General features: G+C 71.8%; 23 protein-coding genes and 1 pseudogene. 10 read left to right on the top strand and 14 right to left on the bottom strand.

Annotation, left to right across the window (positions count from 1 at the left end; translation table 11 throughout):
- Positions 1–5: 5 nt before the first annotated feature.
- The gene (locus tag AB0H32_RS28015) at positions 6–950 is read right to left on the bottom strand and encodes a hypothetical protein (RefSeq protein ID WP_361125603.1); all 945 of its coding nucleotides are present in this window, start codon (positions 948–950) and stop codon (positions 6–8) included.
- An 80-nt stretch (positions 951–1,030) separates the two neighbouring features.
- Here AB0H32_RS28015 and AB0H32_RS28010 point away from each other — a divergent pair, with 80 nt between their 5' ends.
- The 4 genes from AB0H32_RS28010 (at position 1,031) to recX (ending at position 4,830) form a co-directional block, all read left to right on the top strand.
- Complete coding sequence (locus AB0H32_RS28010; RefSeq protein ID WP_361125600.1) at positions 1,031–1,225, top strand: DUF3046 domain-containing protein; 195 nt, start codon at positions 1,031–1,033, stop codon at positions 1,223–1,225.
- Between the two features lie 60 nt (positions 1,226–1,285).
- Complete coding sequence (locus AB0H32_RS28005) at positions 1,286–2,530, top strand: AI-2E family transporter (RefSeq protein ID WP_361125597.1); 1,245 nt, start codon at positions 1,286–1,288, stop codon at positions 2,528–2,530.
- Positions 2,531–2,859: 329 nt separating this feature from the next.
- The gene (gene recA / locus AB0H32_RS28000; RefSeq protein WP_361125594.1) at positions 2,860–3,984 is read left to right on the top strand and encodes a recombinase RecA; all 1,125 of its coding nucleotides are present in this window, start codon (positions 2,860–2,862) and stop codon (positions 3,982–3,984) included.
- A 3-nt stretch (positions 3,985–3,987) separates the two neighbouring features.
- Positions 3,988–4,830 carry a recombination regulator RecX gene (gene recX / locus AB0H32_RS27995; protein ID WP_361125592.1) on the top strand — a complete coding sequence of 281 codons (843 nt, stop codon included), beginning with the start codon at positions 3,988–3,990 and terminating at the stop codon, positions 4,828–4,830.
- 113 nt (positions 4,831–4,943) lie between these two features.
- Here recX and AB0H32_RS27990 read toward each other — a convergent pair whose 3' ends face one another.
- The 8 genes from AB0H32_RS27990 to AB0H32_RS27955 form a co-directional block, all read right to left on the bottom strand.
- Entirely contained in the window at positions 4,944–5,357 is a 414-nt protein-coding gene (locus tag AB0H32_RS27990; RefSeq protein WP_361125589.1) for a rhodanese-like domain-containing protein, read from the bottom strand.
- Positions 5,354–5,908, bottom strand: a complete 555-nt coding sequence (locus tag AB0H32_RS27985; RefSeq protein ID WP_361125587.1) for a cysteine dioxygenase — start codon at positions 5,906–5,908, stop codon at positions 5,354–5,356. The genes AB0H32_RS27990 and AB0H32_RS27985 overlap by 4 nt, the downstream gene beginning before the upstream one ends.
- 69 nt (positions 5,909–5,977) lie before the next feature.
- A complete protein-coding gene (locus AB0H32_RS27980; protein WP_309544753.1) occupies positions 5,978–6,049 on the bottom strand; it encodes a putative leader peptide in 72 nt (23 codons plus the stop codon).
- Between the two features lie 92 nt (positions 6,050–6,141).
- The gene (locus tag AB0H32_RS27975; RefSeq protein WP_361125623.1) at positions 6,142–7,806 is read right to left on the bottom strand and encodes an FAD-dependent monooxygenase; all 1,665 of its coding nucleotides are present in this window, start codon (positions 7,804–7,806) and stop codon (positions 6,142–6,144) included.
- A gap of 175 nt (positions 7,807–7,981) precedes the next feature.
- Complete coding sequence (locus AB0H32_RS27970) at positions 7,982–8,953, bottom strand: amino acid ABC transporter permease (protein WP_361125584.1); 972 nt, start codon at positions 8,951–8,953, stop codon at positions 7,982–7,984.
- On the bottom strand, positions 8,950–9,615 hold the full coding sequence (locus AB0H32_RS27965; RefSeq protein WP_361125581.1) for an amino acid ABC transporter permease: 666 nt from the start codon (positions 9,613–9,615) through the stop codon (positions 8,950–8,952). Before AB0H32_RS27965 ends, AB0H32_RS27970 begins: the two co-directional genes overlap by 4 nt.
- A 75-nt stretch (positions 9,616–9,690) precedes the next feature.
- Entirely contained in the window at positions 9,691–10,524 is an 834-nt protein-coding gene (locus AB0H32_RS27960; protein ID WP_361125578.1) for a glutamate ABC transporter substrate-binding protein, read from the bottom strand.
- A gap of 88 nt (positions 10,525–10,612) precedes the next feature.
- Positions 10,613–11,389 carry an amino acid ABC transporter ATP-binding protein gene (locus AB0H32_RS27955; protein ID WP_361125575.1) on the bottom strand — a complete coding sequence of 259 codons (777 nt, stop codon included), beginning with the start codon at positions 11,387–11,389 and terminating at the stop codon, positions 10,613–10,615.
- A gap of 295 nt (positions 11,390–11,684) precedes the next feature.
- On the opposite strand from AB0H32_RS27955, the gene AB0H32_RS27950 reads away from it, so the two are divergent.
- Positions 11,685–12,371 carry a response regulator transcription factor gene (locus AB0H32_RS27950; protein WP_361125620.1) on the top strand — a complete coding sequence of 229 codons (687 nt, stop codon included), beginning with the start codon at positions 11,685–11,687 and terminating at the stop codon, positions 12,369–12,371.
- Positions 12,372–12,380: 9 nt separating this feature from the next.
- On the top strand, positions 12,381–13,811 hold the full coding sequence (locus AB0H32_RS27945) for a HAMP domain-containing sensor histidine kinase (RefSeq protein WP_361125572.1): 1,431 nt from the start codon (positions 12,381–12,383) through the stop codon (positions 13,809–13,811).
- A gap of 18 nt (positions 13,812–13,829) precedes the next feature.
- Here the strand turns inward: AB0H32_RS27945 and AB0H32_RS27940 are convergent, their stop codons facing one another.
- Entirely contained in the window at positions 13,830–14,828 is a 999-nt protein-coding gene (locus tag AB0H32_RS27940) for a TAXI family TRAP transporter solute-binding subunit (RefSeq protein WP_361125569.1), read from the bottom strand.
- Between the two features lie 121 nt (positions 14,829–14,949).
- Here AB0H32_RS27940 and AB0H32_RS27935 point away from each other — a divergent pair, with 121 nt between their 5' ends.
- Positions 14,950–15,357, top strand: a complete 408-nt coding sequence (locus tag AB0H32_RS27935; protein ID WP_361125566.1) for a MazG nucleotide pyrophosphohydrolase domain-containing protein — start codon at positions 14,950–14,952, stop codon at positions 15,355–15,357.
- A gap of 15 nt (positions 15,358–15,372) precedes the next feature.
- On the opposite strand, the gene AB0H32_RS27930 is transcribed toward AB0H32_RS27935, so the two are convergent.
- The 3 genes from AB0H32_RS27930 to AB0H32_RS27920 all read right to left on the bottom strand — a co-directional run bounded on the left by AB0H32_RS27930 (position 15,373) and on the right by AB0H32_RS27920 (position 18,008).
- The gene (locus AB0H32_RS27930) at positions 15,373–16,827 is read right to left on the bottom strand and encodes a hypothetical protein (RefSeq protein WP_361125563.1); all 1,455 of its coding nucleotides are present in this window, start codon (positions 16,825–16,827) and stop codon (positions 15,373–15,375) included.
- A 301-nt stretch (positions 16,828–17,128) separates the two neighbouring features.
- On the bottom strand, positions 17,129–17,599 hold the full coding sequence (locus tag AB0H32_RS27925) for a MarR family transcriptional regulator (RefSeq protein ID WP_361125560.1): 471 nt from the start codon (positions 17,597–17,599) through the stop codon (positions 17,129–17,131).
- 49 nt (positions 17,600–17,648) lie between these two features.
- A complete protein-coding gene (locus AB0H32_RS27920) occupies positions 17,649–18,008 on the bottom strand; it encodes a DUF6204 family protein (protein WP_361125557.1) in 360 nt (119 codons plus the stop codon).
- Between the two features lie 113 nt (positions 18,009–18,121).
- Between AB0H32_RS27920 and AB0H32_RS27915 the strand changes: the two are divergent.
- A pseudogene (locus AB0H32_RS27915) lies at positions 18,122–19,053 on the top strand (aminoglycoside phosphotransferase family protein).
- A gap of 53 nt (positions 19,054–19,106) precedes the next feature.
- Here AB0H32_RS27915 and AB0H32_RS27910 read toward each other — a convergent pair.
- Entirely contained in the window at positions 19,107–22,892 is a 3,786-nt protein-coding gene (locus AB0H32_RS27910; RefSeq protein ID WP_361125554.1) for a helix-turn-helix domain-containing protein, read from the bottom strand.
- A gap of 554 nt (positions 22,893–23,446) precedes the next feature.
- On the opposite strand from AB0H32_RS27910, the gene AB0H32_RS27905 reads away from it, so the two are divergent.
- Positions 23,447–24,691 (top strand): GH25 family lysozyme, encoded by a 1,245-nt coding sequence (locus AB0H32_RS27905; protein WP_361125551.1) that lies wholly within the window; start codon positions 23,447–23,449, stop codon positions 24,689–24,691.
- 104 nt (positions 24,692–24,795) lie between these two features.
- A complete protein-coding gene (locus AB0H32_RS27900; protein WP_361125548.1) occupies positions 24,796–25,212 on the top strand; it encodes a peptidoglycan-binding domain-containing protein in 417 nt (138 codons plus the stop codon).
- Positions 25,213–25,398 lie beyond the last annotated feature (186 nt).

Genomic DNA, 25,398 nt, shown 5'->3' with positions numbered 1-25,398 from the left:
CCCGATCAGCCCACGAAGCGGCCGTACGCCCTGAGGGTGCGCAGCGCCTCGATCGTCACGACGGGGCGCGCCTCCAGCGCGGGAGCCGGCGCCCAGCGGCGCCAGCGGACGGGCCAGCCACCGTCGTCCTGCTGCTCGGCCACGAGGAAGTCCAGAGAACGCGCCATCTCCTCGTCCGTGAACCACGCGCGCGCGAGCGACTGCGGGTCCTTCGCGAAGTCGTGCGGGAAGTGGTGCTCTCCCGGGGCGTAGCCGGCCGCGACCGGGTAGGTGTCGAGGCGGTCCGGCTCCAGCGCGGCGAGCCGCTGCTCGCGCACCAGGCGGCCGAGGCGGTCGGCGGCGGCCTGCGCGCGTGTGCGGTCGGGCGCGGAGTCCAGGAAGGCCACGGCGGCCTCCACCTCGTAGGGGTGCGACTTCTCCAGGGACTCCACCGCCTGCCAGCAGAAGTCGGTGGCCCGGAACAGCCAGGCGTGCCACACCTCGTTACGGTGCAGCAGGCCGACCACCGGCCCGGTGGCGAGCAGTTCGCTGGGAGGGTCGTCCACGATCGGCACGAACGGCGCCACCGGGTACCCGCGCTGGCTGGGATGGATCGCCGGCAGGGCGCCGTCCGCGGTGGAGACGGAGGTCAGATAGCGGCACACCCGCTCCACGCGCTGGCCGCCGCAGCGCCCGACGGCGTCCAGGACGCGCAGTGCGTGAGCGGTGTGCAGGGGCTGGCTCACGGGACCGCGCAGATCGGGCTCCAGCGCGTGGCCGTACCCGCCGTCCTCGTTGCGGTAGGCGTCCAGCGCCACCTCCACCGGATCCGCGGCGCCGTTCAGGAAGTGGTGCGCGAAGAGCCGCTGCTCCAGCACGCGCGCGGTGAGCCAGACGAACTGTTCGGCGCGGAAGAGCGGGGAGCGCGCCGGGGGCGTGGAGGGGAGCGGGGAAGCTCCTGTTTCGGACATGCGACAGACCGTAGGACGGAAAGCGGTCTCGGCAAGCGGCCCCGGGCAGGCCCCACCCCCGAGGGCGGGATACTGGAGGCATGCGGTTGACGGTCTTCTGGCAGCGGATGGCGGAACACTTCGGTACGGGGTACGCCGACACCTTCGCGCGCGATCATGTGATGACGGAGCTCGGAGGGCGCACGGTCAACGAGGCGCTGGACGCCGGCTGGGCGGCCAGGGACGTGTGGCGGGTGGTCTGCTCGGTCATGGACGTGCCGGGGGAGAACCGCTGACAGGTCGCGAAGACCCCGGGCGGCCACCGGGCTGTCGGCGGCGTGGGCGACACTGGGCCCGTGGCACCCACTGACGACATCGAGCCGGCCGCCCGGCACGCAGCGACCCCGACCGTTACGACGCCGTCCGACCGTCCCTCGGCCGACGGCGCCGCCGCGCGCATGCCCCGCTGGCTGCCGCGCGCCATGGTGCTCGCACTGTCGCTCGTCGCCGCGTTCCAGCTGGGCAGCTGGGCCTTCCACCAGCTGACCGGACTGCTGATCAACATGTTGATCGCGTTCTTCCTGGCTCTCGCCATCGAGCCCGCCGTGAGCTGGATGGCCGCCCGCGGCATGCGCAGGGGACTCGCCACCTTCCTGGTCTTCATGGGGCTGACGATCGCCGTCGCCGGCTTCGTCACGCTGCTCGGCTCGATGCTGGCCGGCCAGATCATCAAGATGGTCGAGGGCTTCCCGCAGTACCTGGACTCGGTCATCCACTGGGTCAACCAGACGTTCCGCACGGACCTCAGGCGCGTGGACGTCCAGGAGGGCCTGCTGCACTCCGACTGGCTGCGCAAGTACGCGCAGACCAGCGCAGCCGGAGTGCTCGACGTGTCCGCGCAGGTGCTCGGCGGTCTCTTCCAGCTGCTGACGGTCTCGCTGTTCTCGTTCTACTTCGCCGCCGACGGCCCCCGGCTGCGCCGTGCCCTGTGCTCCGTGCTGCCGCCCGCCCGTCAGGCCGAGGTGCTGCGCGCCTGGGAGATCGCCGTCGACAAGACGGGCGGCTACCTCTACTCGCGCGGTTTGATGGCGCTCATCTCCGGGATGGCGCACTACATCCTGCTCCAGGCCCTGGGCGTGCCGTACGCGCCCGTGCTCGGCGTCTGGGTGGGCCTCGTCTCGCAGTTCATCCCGACCATCGGCACCTACCTGGCGGGTGCGCTGCCGATGCTGATCGCGTTCACCGTGAACCCCTGGTACGCGGTGTGGGTGCTGGTCTTCGTCGTGGTCTACCAGCAGTTCGAGAACTACATGCTGCAGCCGAAGCTGACCGCGAAGTCCGTCGACATCCACCCGGCCGTCGCCTTCGGCTCGGTGATAGCGGGCACCGCGCTGCTGGGCGCGGTCGGCGCGCTGATCGCCATCCCGGCGGTCGCCACCCTGCAGGCGTTCCTTGGGGCGTACGTGAAGCGGTACGCCGTCACGGACGATCCCCGGGTGCACGGCCACCGCACCCGGGGGCCGGGCTCCGCCGGGCTGCTCACACGCATACGACGGATGGCGGTACGCAGGCCCGGTACGGAGGAGTCGTCGTCCGGCTGAAGTCACCCGCCGTGCGACGGCGCAGGGAGCGATGCAGGGAGTGGTCCCCCCCCGCACGGACCGGCGGAGCCGGGCCGGAGGCCGGGAGTCGGGAGCTGGGAGCCGGGGGAAGAAGGGGTCCGGACACCGCGAGGTGCGCTTGACACGAAAATCGAACATCCATTCTCATGGAGCCGCGGGCGAGGCTCACGACGGGGATTTCGACACGGTTCGGGTGGCGATGTCCCCTAGTTGTCCACAGGCCGGGCCGACGTCGGGGCGCATTGTCAGTGGCAGGCGTTAGCGTCTTTGACGTGAAGCGATCGACTCAAGCAAACCGGGTGGAACCCATGGCAGGAACCGACCGCGAGAAGGCGCTCGACGCCGCGCTCGCACAGATTGAACGGCAATTCGGCAAGGGCGCGGTCATGCGCATGGGCGAGCGGTCCAGGGAGCCCATCGAGGTCATCCCGACCGGGTCGACCGCGCTCGACGTCGCCCTCGGTGTCGGTGGCCTGCCGCGCGGCCGTGTCGTGGAGATCTACGGCCCGGAATCGTCCGGTAAGACGACCCTGACCCTGCACGCGGTGGCGAACGCGCAGAAGGCCGGCGGCCAGGTCGCCTTCGTGGACGCGGAGCACGCACTCGACCCGGAGTACGCGCGCAAGCTCGGCGTCGACATCGACAACCTGATCCTCTCCCAGCCGGACAACGGCGAGCAGGCGCTGGAGATCGTGGACATGCTGGTCCGCTCCGGTGCGCTCGACCTCATCGTCATCGACTCCGTCGCCGCGCTCGTGCCGCGCGCGGAGATCGAGGGCGAGATGGGCGACAGCCACGTGGGTCTGCAGGCCCGGCTGATGAGCCAGGCCCTGCGCAAGATCACCAGCGCGCTCAACCAGTCCAAGACCACCGCGATCTTCATCAACCAGCTCCGCGAGAAGATCGGCGTGATGTTCGGCTCCCCCGAGACCACGACCGGTGGCCGGGCCCTGAAGTTCTACGCCTCGGTGCGTATCGACATCCGCCGCATCGAGACCCTGAAGGACGGCACGGAGGCGGTCGGCAACCGCACCCGCTGCAAGGTCGTCAAGAACAAGGTCGCCCCGCCCTTCAAGCAGGCCGAGTTCGACATCCTCTACGGCCAGGGCATCAGCCGCGAGGGCGGTCTGATCGACATGGGCGTGGAGCACGGCTTCGTCCGCAAGGCCGGCGCCTGGTACACGTACGAGGGCGACCAACTCGGCCAGGGCAAGGAGAACGCGCGCAACTTCCTCAAGGACAACCCCGACCTGGCCAACGAGATCGAGAAGAAGATCAAGGAGAAGCTGGGCGTGGGTGTCCGGCCGGAGGAGCCCGCCGCCGAGCCGGGCGCGGACGCGGCGGTCACCACCGCGGCCGACGACGCCAAGACGGGATCCGCCCCGGCGGCCGCCAAGGCCACCAAGCCCAAGGCCGCCGCAGCCAAGAGCTGACCCGTGACACGACGAACCGACTGGGCCGAGTACGAGTACGCCACCCCCGGCGCTCCACGGGGGAGGGGCACCGGAGGCGACACGGGCTCCGCCATGGCCGGTGACGACGAGTACGGCAGCGACGGCTGCACCGAGTACGGGCGGTACGGGGACGGCGGGTCCGTGGACGGCGGTGTGCGCCCGGGCGGCGAGCCCCACGGGGGTGGCTCGTCCGGCCGTGGCTCCGGGGGACCGCGGGACGGGCGCCGGCGCGGACGTGGCCGCCGGCGGGGCGGCTTCGGGGAGCCGCCCGGTGAGGACGAAGGCGCCCCTTCCTCGTCGAGGGCCGAGCGGGGGGAGTCTTCAGGGGACCCGGCTGAGCAGGCGCGGGCGATCTGTCTGCGCCTGCTCACCGGGACCCCGCGCACGCGTAAGCAGCTTGCGGACGCCCTGCGCAAGCGGGAGGTCCCCGAGGACGTGGCCGAGGAGGTGCTGTCGCGGTTCGAGGAGGTCGGGCTCATCGACGACAGTGCGTTCGCGGACGCCTGGGTGGAGTCCCGGCACCACGGCCGGGGGCTCGCCCGTCGAGCACTCGCCAGGGAGCTGCGTACCAAGGGCGTCGACTCGGCGCTGATCGACGAGGCCGTGGGCCGGCTCGACTCCGAGCAGGAGGAGGCGACCGCCTGCGACCTGGTCGCCCGCAAGCTGCGCGCCACGCGGGGCCTCGATCGCGACAAGCGGCTCCGGCGCCTCGCCGGCATGCTCGCCCGCAAGGGCTACCCCGAGTCCATGGCTCTCCGCGTCGTCCGCCAGGCCCTGGAGGACGAGGGCGAGGACACGGAGTTCCTGGAGGGCGAGGGACTCTGACAGCCGGGCTCCCGGCGGGGGTGACGGCCCGGTCGGCGGCCACATGCCACCCGGGTTCTCGGTTCGGTGAACCGGCCGGGGACCGACGCCACTTGGCGGCATCCGCCGGTTTCTCAGGCCTGCGTCGGCTCCACCGGCAGGCCCTCCTTGTGCCACGCCTGGAAGCCGCCCACCAGGTCCGTTGCGCGGTGCAGGCCCAGTTGGTGGAGGGAGGCGGCCGCGAGGCTGGAGGCGTAGCCCTCGTTGCAGATGACGACGACGCGCAGATCGTGGCCGGTGGCCTCGGGGACGCGGTGGCTGCCCCGGGGGTCGAGACGCCACTCCAGTTCGTTGCGCTCGATGACGAGGGCGCCGGGGATCAGCCCGTCCCGCTCGCGCAGCGCCGCGTACCGGATGTCCACCAGCAGGGCCTCGCCGGTCCGCGCCGCCTCGTGCGCCTCCCGCGCCTCGATGCGCCGGTAGCCCGCGCGGACCCGCTCCAGCAGGTCGTCGATGCCGACCGGCCGCTTGGTCGTACCGCCGCTCACTGCCAGTCCTCCGGACGCTCGACCTGCTCCAGGCGCAGCACCTGGCCCGTGCGGCTGTAGCGACGGATCCGCGGCAGCGGCGGGTAGTAGGCGTGCACCGAGATCGCGTGCCGGTCGGGCGACTCGTTGAGCACCTCGTGCACATGGTGGTGGCTGAAGGAACGGCCCTGCCCGGCGGCGAGCCGGCGCTTGCGGTCCACCCCTTCGCTGAGTTCGAGGGTCTTCCAGCCGTCGGTGGGCAGCCGGGCGGCCAGCGAGTACTCCGCGAGTTCGCCCGACGCGGTGAGGAAGGCGCCGACCGAGTCGGCATGGTCGTGCCAGCCGGTTCCGGTGCCGGGCGGCCAGCCGATCAGCCAGGCCTCGCTGCCGCCGGGGCCCTCCAGCCGCACCCAGGTGCGGCCCTGCGGGTCGAGCGGGAGCGAGGCGATCAGCCGGGTGTCGGCGGCCGTGCGCCGTACGAAGTCGAGAAGGTCGGCCTGGGTCGGCACCGGGCCCGCCGCGCGCGCGGCGGGGGGCGTAGTGGGGGAGACGGAAGGGGGGGAGGCAGACACGTACACCGTCCTCAAGAGGATTCGCCGAACGGACGCACGACGGCGTCCGGAGAAAAACGGGGAGCGAATTCAGCAGGACGGGCGACACACGCAGCCCGCATAGCGGACGAGGTCCATATGGACCCTCCGCCACAGGCGCACACAGGTGTCGGTCACGATCCGGAGTACAGCATGCTGCTGCACTCCGGTCAACTCACTGTCACCATATGGACAGAGGGTGAGCGGCGTCACGGTCAGCGGGCGCCGGAGCCGGCCTCCGCCTCCTCCTTCTTCTCCTCCTGTACGACCTTCTCCTGTCTGGCGTTCTCCTGTACGGCTCTCTCCTGCTCCTGCGCGGCGCTGCCCAGCGTCGCCTCCGCCGCCGCATACAGATCGGCCGGGCGTACCCCGTTCAGCGCGGTGACCAGATGGCCGTCGGGGCGCACGAGCAGCACGCTGTGCGCCGGCGCACCCGGATACTCCTCGGCCACCAGCAGCTCGGCCGGATGCGGCAGCGCGGTCACGGCGGCCGCGAGCCGGGGCATGACCCCGGCGGACATCCAGTGCTTGCGGTCCCACACGCCCGTGCCCGGCGCGATCAGCACGACCAGCAGCGCGCCGCGGCCCAGCCGGTCGCGCAGCTGTACGAAGGAACCGTCCTCCGCGGTGACCCGCACATCGTTGACCGACGCGCCGGGTGAGGTGTCGACCGCGATCTCGCCCTCCAGCTGCCGGGGCGCGAGCGGCGAGTCGGCGTACGTCCCCTGTGCGCCGACCGGGCCGCGCCCCAGGTGGCCGTCGGCGAGCAGTGCGTCGTGGCCCCGGGCCGCGCCGGGGACGATGTGGCGCAGCCCGCCTCCACCGCGCAGCACCGGCAGCACCTGGTCGGCGGCGCGCAGCCGGGCGGCGACCACCGCGCGCCGCTCGGTCTGGTAGCTGTCGAGCAGGGCCTCGTGGTGCCCGTGGTGCCAGGCCGGGGCCAGCTTCCAGGCCAGGTTGCCGGCGTCCTGGAGGCCCTCGTCGAGCCCCTGGGTACCGAGCGCGCCGAGCAGGTGGGCCGCGTCCCCGGCGAGGAAGACCCGGCCGGAGCGCCAGCGCCGGGCCACCCGGTGGTGCACCGTGTGGACGCCGGTGTCGAGGAGGTCGTACGCCGGTGTGGTACCGCCCGTCCAGCCCGCGAGGGTCTCGCGGACCTGGGCCACCACAAGCTCGGGCGTCACCAGGTCCTTGCCCGGCGGCAGCAGCCAGTCCAGGCGCCACACGCCGTCCGGGAGAGGGCGGGCGGTCACCTCCCCGGCCGAGGGCCCCGACGACCGCCACGGCGGCATCCGGTGGAGCAACGCCTGGCGCTCCCACGGAAGGTCCACGCGCAGCGCGGCGACCGCGTGCCGCTCCACCGCCGTACGGCCCGGGAAGCGGATGTCCTGCAGTTTGCGCACGGTCGAGCGGGGTCCGTCGCAGCCGACCAGATAGCTGCCGCGCCACCAGACGCCCTGGGGGCCGCGGGTGTGCGCGGCGACGCCGGAACGCTCCTGCTCGATCGAGTCGAGCCGGCTGTCCGCGGCGACCTGGACGAGCGGCTCGTCGGCGATGGCCGCACGCAGGGCGGCGGTGAGGACGTGCTGGGCGATGTGCAGCGGGGCGCGGTCGCCCTCGCCGAAGGTGACCTCACTGATCACCTGCTTGCGCCGCACGGACCGCCATCCGGCCCAACGCACGCCGTGGTCGTCGAGCGCGACTTCGGTCAGCCGCTCCAGCAGGGCGGCCGTGTCCTCACGCAGGACGACGGTGCGCGCCGGGCGTGCGTCGTCCTTTCCCGGGCCCTCGTCGAGGACGACGGCGGGCACGTCCTGACGGGCCAGCGCAAGGGCGAGCGTGAGCCCGACGGGCCCCGCTCCGACGACGATCACCGGATCCACGACGCGGTGCCCCCTGCTCGCAGCGGTGTCCTGACGGCGGTGGGTGAACAGCAAGGTGAAGCGGGGTGCACGATCACAGAACGTATGCAACCCATTGGCAGAGTTTGCGTCAAGTGACCGGGGGCAGTGGCGATCACGCCACTGCCCCCGATGGGTCAAGCTGTTTGAGCGGTCGTCAGATCTTGCGGCCGCCGTCGTGGCCGTTGTCGTGGGGGCCGCCGACGAAGCTTCCGCTGAGGTCCAGGCCGCCGATTCCGCCCTCGGCGCCGGTCGCCGCCGTACCCGCGATGTCCGCCACGTCCTGGGCTCCGAGCACCGCCCCGGTCGACTTCTTGCGCCGCCGCAGCCGCCCCTCCAGCCAGCTCGCGAACGAGGTCACCGAGAAGTTGATGATCACGTAGATCACGGCCACGACGGTGAGGGAGGCGATGATGTTGGCGCCGTAGTAGCCGGCCATCGTGTTGGCCGAGGAGAGCAGCTCGGGGAAGGTGAGGACCGCGCCGCCGAGCGCGGTGTCCTTCACGACCACGACCAGCTGGCTGACGATCGCCGGGAGCATCGCGGTGACCGACTGGGGCAGCAGGATGAGCCGCATCACCTGACTCTTGCGCAGTCCGATCGCCAGGGCCGCCTCGGACTGGCCCCTCGGCAGGGCGAGGATGCCCGCGCGGACGATCTCCGCGAGCACCGACGCGTTGTACAGCACCAGACCGGTCACGACTGCGTAGAGCGGACGGTCGTCCGAACTGACGTCGGTGTACTCGGCGTACAGGGCGTTCCCGAAGATCATCAGGACCAGCACCGGGATCGCGCGGAAGAACTCGACGACCGCCCCGACCGGGACACGTATCCACGCGTGGTCCGAGAGGCGGGCTATGCCGAGCACCGCACCCAGCGGCAGCGCGATGACCATCGCCAGCGCCGCGGCCTTCAGGGTGTTCTGCAGACCGGGCCAGATGTAGGTCGAGTAGGCCTCGGTGCCGGTGAAGAAGGGCTTCCAGAGCACCCAGTCCAGCTGGCCCTTGTCGTCCAGGGCCTTGTACACCCACCACACGACGGCTGCGAGGGCGACCAGGAAGAGGGCCGTGTACAGGACGTTGCGCCGCTTGGCGCGGGGGCCCTGGGCGTCGTACAGGACCGAACTCATCGCTTCACCGCCACCTTCTTGCCCACCCAGCCGAGGATCAGACCGGTCGGCAGGGTCAGACAGCAGAACCCGAAGGCGATGACCGCGGAGATCAGCAGCAGCTGCGCCTCGTTCTCCACCATCTGCTTCATCAGGAGTGCCGCTTCCGTCACGCCGATCGCAGCCGCCACCGTCGTGTTCTTCGTCAACGCGATCAGTACGTTGGTCAGCGGGAGTACCGCCGCGCGGAAGGCCTGCGGCAGCACGATCAGCCCGAGCACCTGAGTGAAGCTCAGACCGATGGCGCGGGCGGCCTCCGCCTGGCCCGCCGGCACGGTGTTGATACCGGCGCGGATCGCCTCGCAGACGAAGGACGACGTGTAGACGATCAGACCGAGCACGGCCAGCCGGAAGCTGCTCGTCTCGACCACGTCGGACCCCAGGTTGATACCCAGCGTGTCCTTCAGACCGAGCGAGGCGAACAGGATGATCACCGTGAGCGGGATGTTCCGCACGATGTTCACGTAGGCGGTGGCGAAACCGCGCATCAGCGGCACCGGGCCCACCCGCATGGCGGCCAGCAAGGTGCCCCAGACCAGGGAGCCCACGGCGGACAGCAGCGTGAGCTGCACCGTTGTCCAGAAGGCGCCCAGCACGTCGTACTTGTCAAGAAAGTCGAACACGATCTCCCGCGCTTCCGCGTGTAGGGATGCCCCGGTGCGCCGCCGTCAGGAGCGGCGCACCGGAAGGGCGTTGCCTCAGCTCTTGATGTCGCCGATCTTCGGAGCGGGCTCGTTCTTGTAGTCGGCCGGGCCGAAGTTCTTCTCCACGGCCGTCTTCCAGGAGCCGTCGGAGACCATCGCCTCGAGGGCCTTGTTGATCTTGGCCTTGAGGTCGCTGCCCTTCTTGACGCCGATGCCGTAGTTCTCGTTGGTCATCTTGAGGCCGCCGAGCTTGAACTTGCCCTTGAACTGGGACTGGGCGGCGTAACCGGCGAGGATCGAGTCGTCCGTGGTCAGGGCGTCGATCGCCTTGCTCTGCAGACCGTTCAGGCAGGCCGAGTACGTCGGGTACTGCTGGAGCTGCGCCTTGGGGGCCAGCTTGTCGTGGACGTTCTGCGCCGACGTGGAGCCGGTCACCGAACACAGCTTCTTCTTGTTCAGGTCCGACGGCGACTTGATGGTGTTGTCGTCGGCGCGGATCAGCACGTCCTGGTGGGCCAGCAGGTACGGGCCGGCGAAGTCGACCTTCTGCTGACGCTCCGGGGTGATCGAGTACGAGGCGACGATGAAGTCGACGTCACCGCGCTGCAGCATGGTCTCGCGGTCGGCGCTCTTCGACTCCTTCCACTCGATCTGGTCGGCGCTGTAACCGAGCTTCTTGGCGACGTAGGTGGCCACGTCGACGTCGAAGCCCGAGTAGCCCTGCGGGGTCTTCTGGCCGATGCCCGGCTGGTCGAACTTGATGCCGACAGTGATCTTCTTGCCACCACCGGAGGAGTCGTCGTTCTTCTTGCCGCCGCCGCACGCGGTGACGGACACGGCGAGGGCGAGGGCGACGGCCGAGGCGGCGGTGACCTTGCGGAGCTTCATGGTGAACTTCCTTTGAGTGGTGAAGAGACGAGGTCCACGAGGGACGGGCGGGCCGGGCGGCCCGGGCGGGCCGTGCGCCTCGGTGGCGTCAGTGGTGGAGGATCTTCGACAGGAAGTCCTTGGCCCGGTCGCTGCGCGGATTGCTGAAGAACTGCTCCGGCGCAGCCTGTTCGACGATCCGGCCGTCCGCCATGAAGACCACCCGGTTTGCAGCCGATCGTGCGAAGCCCATCTCGTGGGTGACGACGATCATCGTCATGCCCTCGCGGGCGAGCTGCTGCATGACCTCGAGGACCTCGTTGATCATCTCGGGGTCGAGGGCCGAGGTCGGCTCGTCGAAGAGCATCACCTTCGGGCCCATCGCCAGCGCCCGAGCGATGGCGACACGCTGCTGCTGGCCGCCGGAGAGCTGCGCGGGGTACTTGTCGGCCTGGGTACCCACACCGACCCGGTCGAGCAGGGCACGGGCCTTCTCCTCGGCCTGCTTCTTGTCCGCCTTGCGGACCTTGATCTGGCCCAGCATCACGTTCTCGAGCACGGTCTTGTGCGCGAAGAGGTTGAAGGACTGGAAGACCATCCCGACGTCCGCCCGCAGCCGGGCCAGTTCCCTGCCCTCGTGCGGCAGGGGTTTGCCGTCGATCGTGATGGTGCCCGAGTCGGTCGTCTCCAGGCGGTTGATGGTGCGGCACAGCGTCGACTTTCCGGACCCCGAGGGCCCGATGACCACGACGACCTCGCCGCGGGCGATCGTCAGGTCGATGTCCTGGAGCACGTGCAACGCGCCGAAGTGCTTGTTGACACTCTTCAGGACGACCAGTTCGTCGGTCGCGGCCACGTCTTCCTTGGCCACCGATACTTCGGTCATCGCTCTCGGGCTCCGTCCTCCTCGGTTTCGGTGGACAGTAATGAGGCCCTGTGACCTGCGTCATCACATCTGAGGGAGATCTGAGCATCACGATCCGATAGCAAACGGACACGTGTCGTAGCACTTGCCACGTGTGTGCATATCGGCCCGGTAACGGAAGCGACGGGCAACCGGAAGCCTCTTGACGTCGTCCTCGTCCATCGGCGTGACTTCCTTGGTGCACGCGCGCGTGCACACGCCGTACAAGCCGGACGAGAACCATGACCGTACGACCGCTGAACCGGAGGGGGCCGGGATGAGGCTGCTGCTCGTCGAGGACGACAACCATGTCGCCGCCGCCCTGTCCGCGGTCCTCGCGCGGCACGGATTCGACGTCACCCATGCGCGCAGCGGCGAGGAGGCCCTCCAGGCACTCGTCCCGGAGAGCGCCGGATTCGGCGTGGTCCTGCTCGATCTGGGCCTGCCCGACCAGGACGGCTACGAGGTCTGCGGCAAGATCCGCAAGCGCACCAGCACTCCGGTGATCATGGTCACCGCGCGCTCCGACGTCCGCTCCCGCATCCACGGCCTCAACCTGGGCGCCGACGACTACGTGGTGAAGCCCTACGACACCGGGGAACTCCTCGCCCGGATCCACGCCGTCAGCCGGCGCACCGCCCACGAGGACCCCGCGCCAGGAGGCGAGAGCGCCCTGCACCTCGGCGCGGTCCGCATCGAGCTGCCCACCCGGCAGGTCAGCGTGGCCGGTTCGGTCGTCCAGCTGACCCGCAAGGAGTTCGATCTGCTCGCGCTGCTCGCCCAGCGCCCCGGAGTGGTCTTCAGGCGCGAACAGATCATCAGCGAGGTGTGGCGCACCAGCTGGGAGGGCACGGGCCGCACCCTGGAGGTGCACGTCGCCTCCCTGCGCGCCAAACTGCGCATGCCCGCGCTGATCGAGACCGTACGCGGCGTCGGCTACCGCCTCGTCGCCCCGGCCGCCTAGCGGGGACGGGTGCGCACACGGCTCCTGCCGCTGCTCATCGTCCTGATGGCGGCCGTACTCCTCGCCCTCGGTGTCCCGCTCGCCGTCAGCGTGGCCGCCGCGCAGCAGCAGAAGGTCGTCGTCGACCGGATCGACGACACCGCGCGGTTCGCCGCGCTCGCCCAGTTCGTCACCGACGGGACCGGCGGCTCCCGCCGTACCGCTCCGGACGAACGCCAGGAGACGCTCAGCCGCGAACTGCAGAGCTACTACGGCGTCTACGGCATCCGGGCGGGCGTCTTCTACCGCAACGGTTCGGCCATGGGCAACGCCCCCGGCGACTGGTTCGTACCGCCGACGGGGGAGGTCCGGGAGGCGTTCGACGAAGCGCTGCTGAGCCGCCGCAGCCACGATCCCCGGCAGGTGTGGCCCTGGCAGCGCAGCCGGCTGATCGTCGCCTCCCCGGTGATCCGGGACGGGGACGTCGTGGCCGTGGTGGTCACCGACTCGCCCACCGGGCCGATGCGTTCACGGATCCTGCGCGGCTGGCTGCTCATCGGGACCGGGGAGATCGCCGCCATGCTGCTCGCCGTCGGCGCCGCGCTGCGGCTGACCGGCTGGGTGCTCAGGCCGGTACGGATCCTGGACGCCACCACGCACGACATCGCCACCGGGCGTCTGAAGTCCCGGGTCGCCGTCGGCGGCGGACCGCCGGAACTGCGAAGGCTGGCCCGGTCGTTCAACGAGATGGCGGACAACGTCGAGGACGTGCTGGAGCAGCAGCGCGCCTTCGTCGCGGACGCCTCGCACCAGTTGCGCAATCCGCTCTCGGCGCTGCTGCTGCGCATCGAGCTGCTCGCGCTCGAGCTCCCGGAGGGCAACGAGGAGATCGCCTCGGTCCGCACCGAGGGCAAACGCCTCACGCAGGTCCTGGACGACCTGCTCGACCTGGCACTGGCCGAGCACGCCCAGGCCGACCTCGCGCTGACCGATGTCGGCGCGCTGACCGAGGACCGGGTGGCCGCCTGGTCACCGGCCGCCGCGGCCAAGGGCGTCCGGCTGGCCGGCGACTGCCCGCCCACCACCGCCTGGGCCGATCCGATCGCCCTGTCCAGCGCGCTGGACGCGGTGATCGACAACGCCGTGAAGTTCACCCCCGAGGACGGCACGGTCGAGGTGACCGTCACCTCCAACGGCGACACCTCGACGGTCGTGGTCACCGACACCGGTCCCGGCCTCACCGACGAGGAACTCGCGCGCGTGGGCGACCGCTTCTGGCGCAGCGGCCGTCACCAGAACGTGAAGGGCTCGGGCCTCGGCCTGTCCATCAGCCGGGCCCTGCTCACCGCGGGCGGCGGCTCGATCACCTATGCGCACCACGAGCCGCGGGGGCTGCGGGTGACGGTGGCGGTGCCCAGGCATGCGGAGGAGGGCCGGGAGCCGCGCCAGGGAGCCTGCTAGCCGTTCGAGGGGGCTTCGCTAGGGCTTGACCGAACGGTAGTAGCGCCGGGCGCCCTCCTGCAGCGGCAGCGGGTCGGTGTAGACCGCGGTGCGCAGGTCGACCAGCTGTGCGGAGTGGACGTGGGCGCCGATGTCGTCACGGCTCTTGATCACCGTGCGGGTCAGCCACTCGGTCAGCCGGGGATCCATGTCCTTGCGCGTCATCAGCAGGTTGGACACCGCGATCGTCGGCACCACGGAGCCGTGCTGCACGGACGGGTACGCCGACTCGGGAATGGTGGTGGCCCGGTAGTAACGAGCCGCGCCCCCGTCGGCGTGCAGCCTGGAGACGAGGTCGCCGTCGATCGGCACGAACTTGAAGCCCGTCCTCCTCGCCAGCTCGACCAGCCCCTTGGTGGGCAGCCCGCCCGACCAGAAGAAGGCGTCGATCCCGCCCCGCTCGAGACGGGCCGGTCCGGTGTCTATGCCGTCGGACATCGGCGTGATGTCCTTGCGCGGGTCGATGCCCGCGGCCTTCAGGACCCGGTTCGCGATCAGCCGCACCCCGGAGTCGGGCAGGCCGATGGCCACCCGCTTGTGCCGGAGGTCGGCGACGCTCGCGACCGTCGAGTCGCGCGGCACGATCAGCTGCAGGTAGTCGTCGTAGAGCCGGGCCACACCGCGCAGCCGGCCGGCGCCGCTGCGGTGCTGCGCCTCGTAGGTCTCCACCGCGTCGGCCGCCGCGATGGTGAAGTCGGCCTTGCCGTCCGCCACCCGCTGTACGTTCTCCTGCGAACCGGCGCTGTTCAGCAGCTTCACCGTCAGACCGGGCATGTCCGTGCCCAGCTCGGTGCGCAGCCGCTCGCCGTACTCCTGGTAGACCCCGCGCGGTGTGCCCGTGCTGAAGACGATCGTGCCGGACGGCGGTTTCTCGCCCAGCGGAAGCAGCCACCACAGCAGCAGCCCGAGGGCCACGACACCGACGGCCGCACCCTGGAGCGCCCGGCGCCTGCTGAAACGGGGGAACACCTTGGACATGCGGGCGATCCTGCCAGGCGGTGTACGGGACTGACCAGGGCCGGGGTCACAGGGCCGGGGTCACCTCGGGGCCGTGCGGAAGTGCGCAGGCGCTGTCAGCGGCGGCCGATAGAGTCGCTGCATGAGCCGTTCACCCGCCCGCCTCGTCCACGAGTTCCACCTCGCCTTCGGCCTCGACACCCGCAGCACACCGACGGAGGTGGGTCCCGACCTGGCCGCGCACCGCGGGGAGTTGCTCGCCGAGGAGGCGGCGGAGGTCGCCGAGGTGGCGGTCGAGGGCCCGCTGGACCGGCTCGCGCACGAGCTGGCGGACGTGGTGTACGTGGCGTACGGCACGGCCCTGGTCCACGGCATCGACCTCGACGCGGTGATCGCCGAGATCCACCGCGCCAACATGAGCAAGCTGGGTCCCGACGGGGAGGTCGCCCGCCGTGCCGACGGCAAGGTCCTCAAGGGCGAGCACTACCGGGCGCCGGACGTGTCGGCCGTGCTGCGCCGCCAGGGCTGGATACCGGGCGACGCAGCCTGACGTCCGCGACGGCGCCTACGAGGACAGGGAGCCGCCCGTCAGCTTCCACTCGCGGTGCAGCGAGCCCAGCGGAACGCTCCGCTGCAGCACCGGTGTGCCGAAGATGGACAACTGGAGCCGCAGGGTGCCCGACAGGTCGACACCGCCGTACAGCGCCCAGTCACCCTTGGCCTGCACGCCGCCGTTGCCCGAGTCGGCGGTGATGGTCCCGGAGGCCTCGCCGCGCAGGTACGGTGCCAGGTCGGCGGTGACGCCGACGGTGCCGTAGAGGCCGACGGACGCCTCGGCGCCGAGGGCCGTCTTCACGCTTCCCGCCGTGGTCAGGGAGGCGTGTACGGGCGTGCTCGTCATGTCCGCCGAGCTGACCGGCGTCCAACCCTTGGTCGGGGCGAAGGTGCCGCCCGCCTTGAAGTCGCCCTTGAGGCTCTGCTGGACGTCGACGGTGACGTGGCCGTCGGCGCTGATCTGGACGTAGCAGGTCAGGTCGAGGTTGACGACCACGGGGACGGGGCCGACCTGCAGGACGGGGTCGGCATGCAGCTTGGCGAACGGGATCCGCAGCGGGGTGCCGGTGGTTGCGGCGGCCCGGCCCTTCAGGGCCCACCCGGAGGTCCAGTCGCCGGAGACGCCGAGGTACGCCGAACCCGGCGCCGCATCGGTCCCGGCGCCGCCGTAGGTGAAGTCGACCTGGGGGGCCACCTGGACGAATCCGGACAGCGAGGCGTCGGCCGACGCCGGGGCGTCCTTGGGCGTCGCCACCGAGGCGCCGACGTCCAGCCGGAGGCTGCCGAGCGGCACGGTCGCGCCCTTGGGACCGACGTGCACGTCACCGGCCTTGGCCCAGGAGACCTTCACGTCGGGCAGCAGCTTGTCGACGGTGAAGGAGGACGGGTCGACGGGCACGGTGCCCTTCGCCGTGTCGTCACCCAGCAGCGCGTTCAGCGCCGCCGGTTCGGTCTGCACCTCCGTGCCGTGGTCGGTCTCGCCGATCACCTTGGTGACCTTGGCGAGCAGCCCGTGCGGCGCCCCGGGCGCCGGGGCGCTGGCGATGACGTCGCCCACGGCGGCCTCGTGCGGCGCGGCCGAGGATGCGGGGGAGGGGGTGGCGGAAGCGGAGGCCGAAGCGGAGGCTGAGGGGCGCTGCGAAGTCCCGCTTCCCGCCTGCCCCTTGGAGAGGACGGCTCGCCGGGTCCGGCTGTCGTAGGAGCTGATGCTGAGCTTGGTCTTGTGCGCCCGTCGGCCCGAACCGGCCGGGCCGGCCGAGGCCGTCGCGGTGGCGGCGGGCGTCGGGGCGGCCGCGACGGTGAGCTCGTGGTCCGCGGGGCCTTCGGCGGCCCGTATGTCCTGGCCGTGGCCCGATGCCGGCTGTTCGGCGTGCGGCGCGGGAGAGGAGCAGCCGGCGGCGAGAAGGAGGGCGGTCACGGCGAAGGCGGGCAGAAGGGCCCGCCCGTGCCTCGTGCGTCTGCGCAAGGTCGGTCCTGTGGGAGGTGGGGGGTGGAGACGAGGATGCACCGACAGCAGCCGGTTCTACCTATGGGTAGAACCGGCTGGTAACTCGGTCGTGAGCCATGAGCATGCCATGGCCACGGGCACCGAACTCTCACAATTCGGCCACATGGCAACGTGACCTGAACCACGGTGAGTTCAGGCCGTACGGTGGCTGGATTTCAGACGGGCGGATGGGGGAGGGGGCGACGGGCCGCGGCGGCCGGGGCTCGCACCCCCGAAGTGGTGGCCGAGCGCCGAAGCCGCTGCTCGTCGCCGGGGCGGGTCAGCGGGCTGCGCCGCCGTGGCCGTGGAGGCCGGTGCCGCCGAGCCGGGTCAGCAGCAGGGACAGCCGGCCGAGGTCCTCCTCGCTCCACGCGGGACCCGCGAAGATCTCGGCGGCGGTCTCCTCGGCCGCCGCCAGCATCTCCTTCAGCCGCAGCTTGCCGGTCCCGGTCAGCGACGCATAGGCCACCCGCGCGTCACGGGCGTCCGGCTCGCGGGTCACCAGCCCGATCCGCTCCAGGGGGGCGAGCCCGCGGGTCACCCCGGACGCCGTCAGCCCCAGGGCCTCGGCCAGGTCGACCCGCCGCATCCGGCCGCCCGGCGCCTGCCCCAGGCGCAGCAGCATCGTGAAGTCGGCCAGGCTCACGCCGTGCAGCCCGCCCAGCCGGGCGTCGAAGCGCCGTACGAGAGCCGTCTGCGCCCGCACGAGCCGCAGCGAGGCGTCGAGGGCGTCACTCACGTGCGTCTCCACCTCCGCGCTCCTCGCGTCTGATCATTGCCATCTCCTTGAGTAGTCAAGTTTATGAGCCGTTCGAACGTGCGGCGCGGCGCTGCCGCTTCCCCACGGGTGCCTGCGAGAGGTCCTCCGCGCTGGACCGGAGGTTCTTGAAGCCGTAACCGCGTTCGGTCAGCCATGCCTTCGCCGTCTCCTCGGCCCGCTCGGTCGACTCCAGGACGTCCTCCTCTTCCTCCCCGCTGTCCGAGAACCGGAAGACGAAGGCGGTCCGGGCCGCGATGTCGTAACTGAGGTGTCCCTCGGGCGTGTAGGCGGAGCGCAGGACGTCGTGCTCGGCGGCGTCGGCCAGCAGCTCGGCGCGCTGGGCGGCGCTGAGCCCGTCGAAGACGCCGCGGACGGTGATACGAAAGATCCGGGTACTCATTCCGCGACCCTAGGCGGAACGGCAGGCCGGCCTCCACCCGGTTTACGGCCCGCCTCCCCGCCGATCGGCAGACCTGGGTGAGCCGACCGGCCGACCGGAACGGGGGGAAGACGATCGATCTGCCAGAGGCGTTCGCACGGACCACCGTCGAGCGCGAAGGAGAGTTGGGAGCCGCGTGGCTCGCCGCACTGCCCGGCATCGTGGCCGAACTGCCGGCCCGCTGGGGTTGCGTGCCCGACGGCGCGGTCCTGCACGGCGGCGTCGGCGTCATCGTCCCGGTGCACGGGCCGGCGCACCGGGCCACCGCCGTACTGAAGGTGTCGTTCCCGCACCCCGGCAATGTGCATGAGCCGGACGCGTTCGCCGTGAAGGGCGGGCGCGGAGCCGTGCTGCTGCACGAGCGCGACGACGAGCGGTTCGCGATGCTGCTGGAATGGGCCGGCACGTCGACCCTGGCCGAACGGGCGGACGGCGACGAACTGCTCGCCGTCGCGGGACGGACCAACCGCCGGCTCGCCGTCCCCGCGCCGCCCGGTCTTCCCGGCTGCGCGAGCGGGCCGATGCCTGGGAGGAACAGCTGCGCAGGGACGCCGGGGAACTGTCCCACTCGCTGCCGCCGCACGTGGTGGGCGAGGCCCTGGCCACCGTCCGGGAACTGGCCCGCGCCCAGCCCGACACCCTCGTCCACGGCGACCTGCACGCCCGCGACATCCTCCGCGCCCGCCGTGAACCCTGGCCGGCCGTGGACCCCAAGGGGCACGCGGGCGACCCCGCCTACGACGGCGGCACCCTGCTCAAGACGTACGCGGTGTCGCTCCACGAAGCCGACGACCTGCCCAAGGCCGTCCACCGTGCCCTGGACGCCTTCGCCGAGAACGCGGAACTCGACCGCGAGCGGGTCCGCCGCTGGGCCCAACTGCAGATGGTCCAGGCCGTCTTCGCAGGCCGCCGCCGCGGATTCCGCCGGGGACCACGGCTGGCCGGGCTCCTCGAATTCGGCGGCTTCCTTGCGGAGTTGCTCACGGAGCCGTCGGTCACGGCATGACCCCGGGGAGGGAAGCGGCGCGGGGACGGCCCGGCGACAGCACGGAGCACACCTCACCCGCCATGACACGGCGGGGCGTAGGGGAGTCCCGGTAGGTAACGCGGCCATTGCGCCGGGGTGAGCAGGCCTGTCGTGGTGGCGCAGATCCGCCGGATCGCCTGGCCGAGCCCGAGCGGGGTGAGCTCGATCATGCCGTCGGGTCCCGCTGTGGCCAGCAGCTGCCCGTCCGGGCGGTAGGCGGCCGTCTCTATCGCGTCGGTGTGCCCGGCGGTGAGCCCCCGGCCCCACGGGGCCGGACGGGCCGGGTCGCTCATGTCCCACATCAGGACGGTCCGGTCCTCGCCGGCGGCGGCGAGCGTGCGGCCGTCCGGGCGGAAACCCACCCAGGTCACCTTGCCGGTGTGCCCGGTCAGTGCCGTGCCGAGGGCTGTGGGGTGCGCGGGAGCCACCACGTTCCACAGGCGCACGTCGTGGCCGACACCGGCGGTGGCCAGCAGCCGCCCGTCGGGGCTGAACGCGCCCCACAGGGTGCCCCCGGTGTCTCCCGTACGGATGTCCGGCAGGGCCCGGGGACGTGAGGGAACGCCGATGTTCCACAGCCGGACCTTGTCGTCCTCGCTGGTGCTGGCCAGGGTGTGGCCGTCCGGGCTGACACCCGCCCAGTTGACGTGGCTGATGTGGCCGGTCAGCGGGCTGCCGAGGGCCGCGGGGCGTGCGGGGTCGGTGACGTTCCACAGCCGCAGGCTGTCCTTCGGGCCGCCGGTGACCAGGACATGCCCGTCGGGGGTGAAGGCCAGCACGCCGTCGGCCCCGTCCGTGTCGCCGGTGCGGACCAGGCCGGTCTGCCGGGGACGGCCCGGCGCGGAGACGTCCCACAGCCGCACGATGCCGTCACCGTCGGCCGAGGCCAGCAGACGGCCCCGCGGGTGGAACAGCACCCGGTTGGCAAGGCGTTCGGCCGGCAGCTCGCTCAGCTGTCTGCCGCGGGCCGGGTCGCGGACGTCCCACAGCCGTACCCTCCCCTCGTCCACGCTGGCCATGCGGCGGCCGTCCGGGCCGAACGCGACGCCGGCGACGGCACCGACGCGGCCGCCCAGCACGGTGCGCGGAAGATGCCACAGGCGTACGGCGTGGTCGTCGCTCGCACTGGCCAGCGACCGGCCGTCGGGGCTGAACGCCACCCAGTTGACGAATCCGGCGTGGCCGATCAGCGGCTGCCCGAGGGCGGCCGGATGCAGCGGGTCGGAGACGTCCCACAGCCGGATGGTGTGGTCGGCGCCGCCGGTCGCCAGTGTCCGGCCGTCGGGGGAGAACGCCACGGCGAGCAGGGTGTCGGTGTGCCCGGTCAGCGGTGCGCCCAGCGCCTTCGCGTGTGCCGGGTCGGCCACGTCCCACAGCCGTACCTTGTGGTCGTTGCCCACGCTGGCCATCACCCGGCTGTCCCGGCGGAACGCGACCGCGTAGACGACGTCCGGGCCGCTCAGCGGTGTCCGCCACGGCCTGGGGTGCGTGCGCCGGGTGACGTTCCACAGCCGGATCAGGTGGTCGTGGCCGGGCGCCGCCACCGTGCGGCCGTCCGGGCTGAAGGCGGCCGAGGCGACGGAGTCGCCTGCACCGGAGAGCGGCCGGCCCAGCGCCCTGGCGTGCGCCGGGTCGGCGACGTCCCACAGCCGCACGGTGCGGTCGTGGCTCGCGGTGGCCAGCGTGCGCCCGTCACGGCTGAACGAGACGGAGAAGACGAAGTCGCGGTGCCCGGTCAGCGGCCTGCCGAGGGACCGCGGGTGCAGCGGGTCCCGGACGTCCCACAGCCGTGCCGTACGGTCCCGGCTCGCACTGGCCAGAGTGCGACCGTCCGGTGAGAACTGCAGCCAGTACACCCAGCTGGTGTGCCCGGTCAGAGGCCTGCCCAGCGGGACGGGACGGGAGGGATCGGCCAGGCTCCACAGCCGGATGGTGTCGTCACCGGCTCCGGTGGCGAGGAGGCGGCCGTCCGGTGAGAACGCCACCGCGTACACCGCCTGGGTGTGCCCGGACAGCACCGAGGACAGCGCGAGGTGCTGCGTGTCCAGCAGGCCCGCTTCGGCTTCGTGGTCCGGCCGCAGCCGGTGCGCCGCCACGTAGATCCGCGAGGCCAGCGACGGATCGGTCGCGTCGAGCTGGCCCGCCTCGGCCACCATCTGCTCGGCCACCGCCCGGTCGAGGCTGCCGCGGGCCAGCGAGCGCTGCTGGAAGGCGACGACGGCGGCCGTCGAGGCGAGCAGCAGCAGGGCGGACACCGCGGACAGCAGGACCCGGAAGCGCCGGGCTGTGCGGGCCGCCGCCCGCCGCTCCTGCTCGCGGGCGGCGCTGCTGGCGTCGAGGAAGGCGCACTCGACCGGGCTGAGATCCGCGCGATGCCCGGTGAAGCACTCCTCGGCCGTGGCGAGGCGGGTGCCGCGGTACAGGGCCCCGGGGTCCCGGGCGAGCGCGTTCCAGGAGCGGGCCGCTTCGGTGATCTGGCGATGGACACGCAGACGGTCGCGGGCGTCGTCGATCCAGGACCGCAGCCGCGGCCAGGCGGTGATCAGTGCCTCGTGGGCCAGGTGGACCGTGTCGCCGTCGAGCGTGATCAGCCGTGCGCGGGCCAGTCGTTCCAGTACCGAGGCCGTGTCCGCGGGGGAAGCGGCGGCGCTCTGCGCCTGCAGTTCGGCGTGGTCGGCGGGGCGACTGGTGTCCTGGGCGCCCTCACCGGGAGTGATCAGCCGCAGCAGGATGCGCCGGGCGATCTCGGCCTGCTCCGGGGAGAGCCGGCCGTACAGCTCCTCGGCGGTGCGGGTGAGGGCGCCGTGGACACCGCCTGCCACCCGGTAGGCGGCCAGGGTCAGGGTGCGGCCCTTGCGGCGGCGCCAGGTCTCCAGCAGGGCGTGGGACATCAACGGCAGTCCGCCGGGTTCCTCGGCGACGTCCTCGACGATCTCCGCGGTCAGCGTGCGCTCGACGATCAGCCCGGCGGCCGCGGCGGGCCTGACGATCGCCGCACGCAGCTCGGGCGGTCCCATGGGGCCGAGGAGGAGGGTGGCGTCCCTGATCGCGGCGGCGAGCGGGCGATGCTCGGCGCAGCGGCCGAAGAAGTCCGCCCGCACCGCGATCACCACCCGCAGCCCGCTCTCCGGCCGCACCGCGGCCACCATCAGGTCGAGGAAGGCGGCCCGCTCGGCCGGATCCGTGCACAGGGTGAAGAGTTCCTCGAACTGGTCGACCACGACGATCGTGTCACCGGGTTCCCGGCTCGCCGTCAGCGCATCGGCGTGCGTGGACGACGGGCGTGGCCCCGGGGTGAGGATCCGGATGGCCGCCGGTCGGCACCCCGGCGCATCCTGAGCGCGCAGCGCGGGGATCAGCCCCGCGCGCAGCAGGGAGGACTTGCCGCTGCCGGACGCGCCCACCATGGCGACCACGCGGTGGGTGCGCACGCGCTCGGCCAGTTGGGCCACGAGCTGGTCGCGCCCGAAGAACAGATCCTGATCGCCGGGTTCGAAGCGGGCCAGCCCCCGGTAGGGGGCGTCCGTGTCGTCGGAATCCGCCTCCGTTGCGGTCACGTCCTGGGCCGCCGCGTGCCAGCGCTTCTCCCACACCCCGGCGTCCGCGCCGCACGCCCCCACGAAGGCCAGCACCACGGCCAGGGAAGGCAGTTGGTCGCCCGCGGCCGCCCGCGACAGCGTGGTGACCGAGTAGTCCGTGCGCTGCGCCATGTCCCGGTAGGTCAGGCCTCCCGTGTCCTGGCGCAGCTTGCGTAACTCGAACGCGAAGCGCTGGATCGGCCCTGCGGCCGGATCCAGCGGGCCCTCACGACGCCCCATCCCATCTCCCACGGTCGGCACGAGCAGGAAGGGACAACCTTGGCACCGCCGTGTGCGGGTTGCATCCCTGAGCAGCGCGTTCCAGCCGACCGGCGTCCAGGGCGGTGGCCGGGATCTTTGTTTCACGGGCCGTTTCGAGGGTGCGCAACAACGAGCCCGCCCAGAGTCTTGTGGCGGTTCCGCACACCGGGGCCGCACCACGGCGTCGTCGTGGCGACGAGGCCGGTGACCGGCGGCGACGGGGGTGTCGCCGGAGCACGTCCCGGGAGCGGACACGGGGATGCCGTTTCGCGGCCGCCTGTCCGTGGCGGCCGCGCGGCCTCATGACCACCGCCGCAACAGGCGGACGACCGAAAGGACATGCACGGATGGTGCGTGAACGGGTGGCGCGTGAACGGGTGTTGCGTGAGCGGGTGACGCCTGAACGAGTGGCGCCGGAACGGATGGTGCGTGAGCGGGTGGCGAGTGATCCGAGAAGTCCCCGGCCGTCCCGCGGGCCTTCTCCGTGTGCCGGACGGAGCCTGCGGGCGGCGACGCTCGGCGCACTGACCGCGGTGACCGTCACCGCCGCACTGCTGGCCACCCCGGCGTCGGCGACGGCAGTCGCCGGTACGGGCCACGCGCAGACCGGGGTGCAAGGCCCCGTCCACGGCGCGGGCGGCATCGGCGGGGGTGCCATCGGCGGGGGCCACGGAACGAAGCCGCAGCCCCAGTCGCAGCCGCGGTCGCTGCCGGCCGCCGGTGCCGCCGTGCGCGGGCTCGACGTCAGCGCCTACCAGGAGACCGTGGACTGGCCCGCGGCCGCCGCCGGCGGAGCCTCCTTCGCCTACGTCAAGGCGACCGAGGGCACGTCCTACATCAGCTCCCGCTTCTCGGGGCAGTACGACGGAGCGGCGCAGGCCGGCCTGATCCGCGGCGCCTACCATTTCGCACGGCCGGACAAGTCCTCCGGCAGCGCCCAGGCCGACTATTTCATCGACCACGGAGGCGCCTGGCGGCCCGACGGCAGGACCTTGCCCGGCGTCCTCGACGTCGAGCCCACCCCTGGTCTGCCCACGTGCTACGGGGTGGACCCCGGTGCCACGGTCCGCTGGATCGCCTCGTTCGACGGCGAATACCTGCGCCGCACCGGCCGCCACGCGGTGATCAACACCAACGCGACGTGGTGGTCGCAGTGCACCGGCAACTCCTCCGCCTTCGCCGCCACCAACCTGCTCTGGATCGGCAGTTACACCGGCACCCCGCATCCGCTGCCCGACGGCTGGTCCAGCTACGCGATCTGGCAGACCTCCGACTCCGGGCCCTTCCCCGGTGACCAGGACCTGTTCAACGGCACGGCGCGCGACCTGAGGAACCTCGCCCTCAAGGGCACCTACACGCCGCCACCGCCGCCACCGGCCGGCGCCTGGCCGGTCGTCCAGGAGGGCTACGCCGGCCGCCAGGTGACCACCCTTCAGTACCTGCTCGACGCCCATGGTGCGTCGTTGTCGGTCGACGGCTCCTTCGGTGCGGGCACGCGTGAGGCGGTGGCCGCTTTCCAGACCCGGAACCGGCTGGACGCCGACGGCGTCGTGGGCCCGCGGACCTGGCAGGCGCTCGTCACCACCGTACGGGAAGGCGATCGCGGCGCCGCCGTCCGCGCGGTACAGGCCGAACTGGACGCCCACGGTGCGTCGTTGTCGGTCGACGGCTCCTTCGGTGCGGGCACGCGTGAGGCGGTGGCCGCCTTCCAGACCCGGAACCAGCTGGACCCCGACGGCATCGTCGGCCCCGGCACCTGGCTGGCACTGGTGAATTGACCTCGTATCCCGACGGGGTCCGATCCGGCCGTTCTCCGACCACCCGCACTGCGCCGTCCGTGCGTGCGGGTCCCACGAAACACTCGCAGAGAGGAAGACGAACCATGTCCATGCGTACGAAGGCCGTGCTCGCGATGACAGCAGTGGCGCTCGGCGGCGGTCTCGCGGCGGCGCCGGCCGCGTCGGCGGCGGCGGGCTCCACCGTGGCGGCACCGGTCCACGCCGCCACGACCTACAGCTGCAGCGTCGGCTGGCGTGAGACCGCCAACTACGCCGGATACACGGCGGGTTACAGCTGGGCCTGGAACGACGTCGTCTCCCCCGGACACGTCGGGGACCGAACGGCCGAGGTCCAGTGCCTGCTGAAGTACTGGGGGTACAACCCGGGCACGGTCGACGGCATCTACGGCGACAAGACCACGGCAGCGGTGAAGAGCTTCCAGTCCGACCACGGCCTCGGCAAGGACGGCTCGGTGGGACCGGAGACCTGGCCGGTGCTGCGCGACGGGTACAAGAAGTAACCGAGTTCCGGAAGTAACCGAGTTCCGGAAGTAACCGAATACCGGAAGTAGCCGAGTACCGGAGATACCCGAGCAGGGGAAGCAGGGGACACCCCTCCGCACGACCGGCGGGGCCGCACCCACCGGGCGGCGGCCACCCCGTCCTGGCGCCCAAACCCACAGATAGGAAGAGGGGGGGGTATTGAA

The sequence above is a fragment of the Streptomyces sp. NPDC020362 genome, assembly GCF_040642095.1.
GTDB lineage: Bacteria > Actinomycetota > Actinomycetes > Streptomycetales > Streptomycetaceae > Streptomyces.
The sequence above is the reverse complement of the archived record's forward strand: the minus strand, read 5'-3'. Positions and strand labels throughout refer to the sequence as shown.

Coding starts and splice junctions, on each gene's coding strand:
- AB0H32_RS28015 (WP_361125603.1), bottom strand. CDS start 950: ATGTCCGAAACAGGAGCTTCCCCGCTCCCCTCCACGCCCCCGGCGCGC.
- AB0H32_RS28010 (WP_361125600.1), top strand. CDS start 1,031: ATGCGGTTGACGGTCTTCTGGCAGCGGATGGCGGAACACTTCGGTACG.
- recA (WP_361125594.1), top strand. CDS start 2,860: ATGGCAGGAACCGACCGCGAGAAGGCGCTCGACGCCGCGCTCGCACAG.
- AB0H32_RS27970 (WP_361125584.1), bottom strand. CDS start 8,953: ATGAGTTCGGTCCTGTACGACGCCCAGGGCCCCCGCGCCAAGCGGCGC.
- AB0H32_RS27960 (WP_361125578.1), bottom strand. CDS start 10,524: ATGAAGCTCCGCAAGGTCACCGCCGCCTCGGCCGTCGCCCTCGCCCTC.
- AB0H32_RS27955 (WP_361125575.1), bottom strand. CDS start 11,389: ATGACCGAAGTATCGGTGGCCAAGGAAGACGTGGCCGCGACCGACGAA.
- AB0H32_RS27950 (WP_361125620.1), top strand. CDS start 11,685: ATGAGGCTGCTGCTCGTCGAGGACGACAACCATGTCGCCGCCGCCCTG.
- AB0H32_RS27940 (WP_361125569.1), bottom strand. CDS start 14,828: ATGTCCAAGGTGTTCCCCCGTTTCAGCAGGCGCCGGGCGCTCCAGGGT.
- AB0H32_RS27935 (WP_361125566.1), top strand. CDS start 14,950: ATGAGCCGTTCACCCGCCCGCCTCGTCCACGAGTTCCACCTCGCCTTC.
- AB0H32_RS27920 (WP_361125557.1), bottom strand. CDS start 18,008: ATGAGTACCCGGATCTTTCGTATCACCGTCCGCGGCGTCTTCGACGGG.
- AB0H32_RS27910 (WP_361125554.1), bottom strand. CDS start 22,892: ATGGGGCGTCGTGAGGGCCCGCTGGATCCGGCCGCAGGGCCGATCCAG.
- AB0H32_RS27900 (WP_361125548.1), top strand. CDS start 24,796: ATGTCCATGCGTACGAAGGCCGTGCTCGCGATGACAGCAGTGGCGCTC.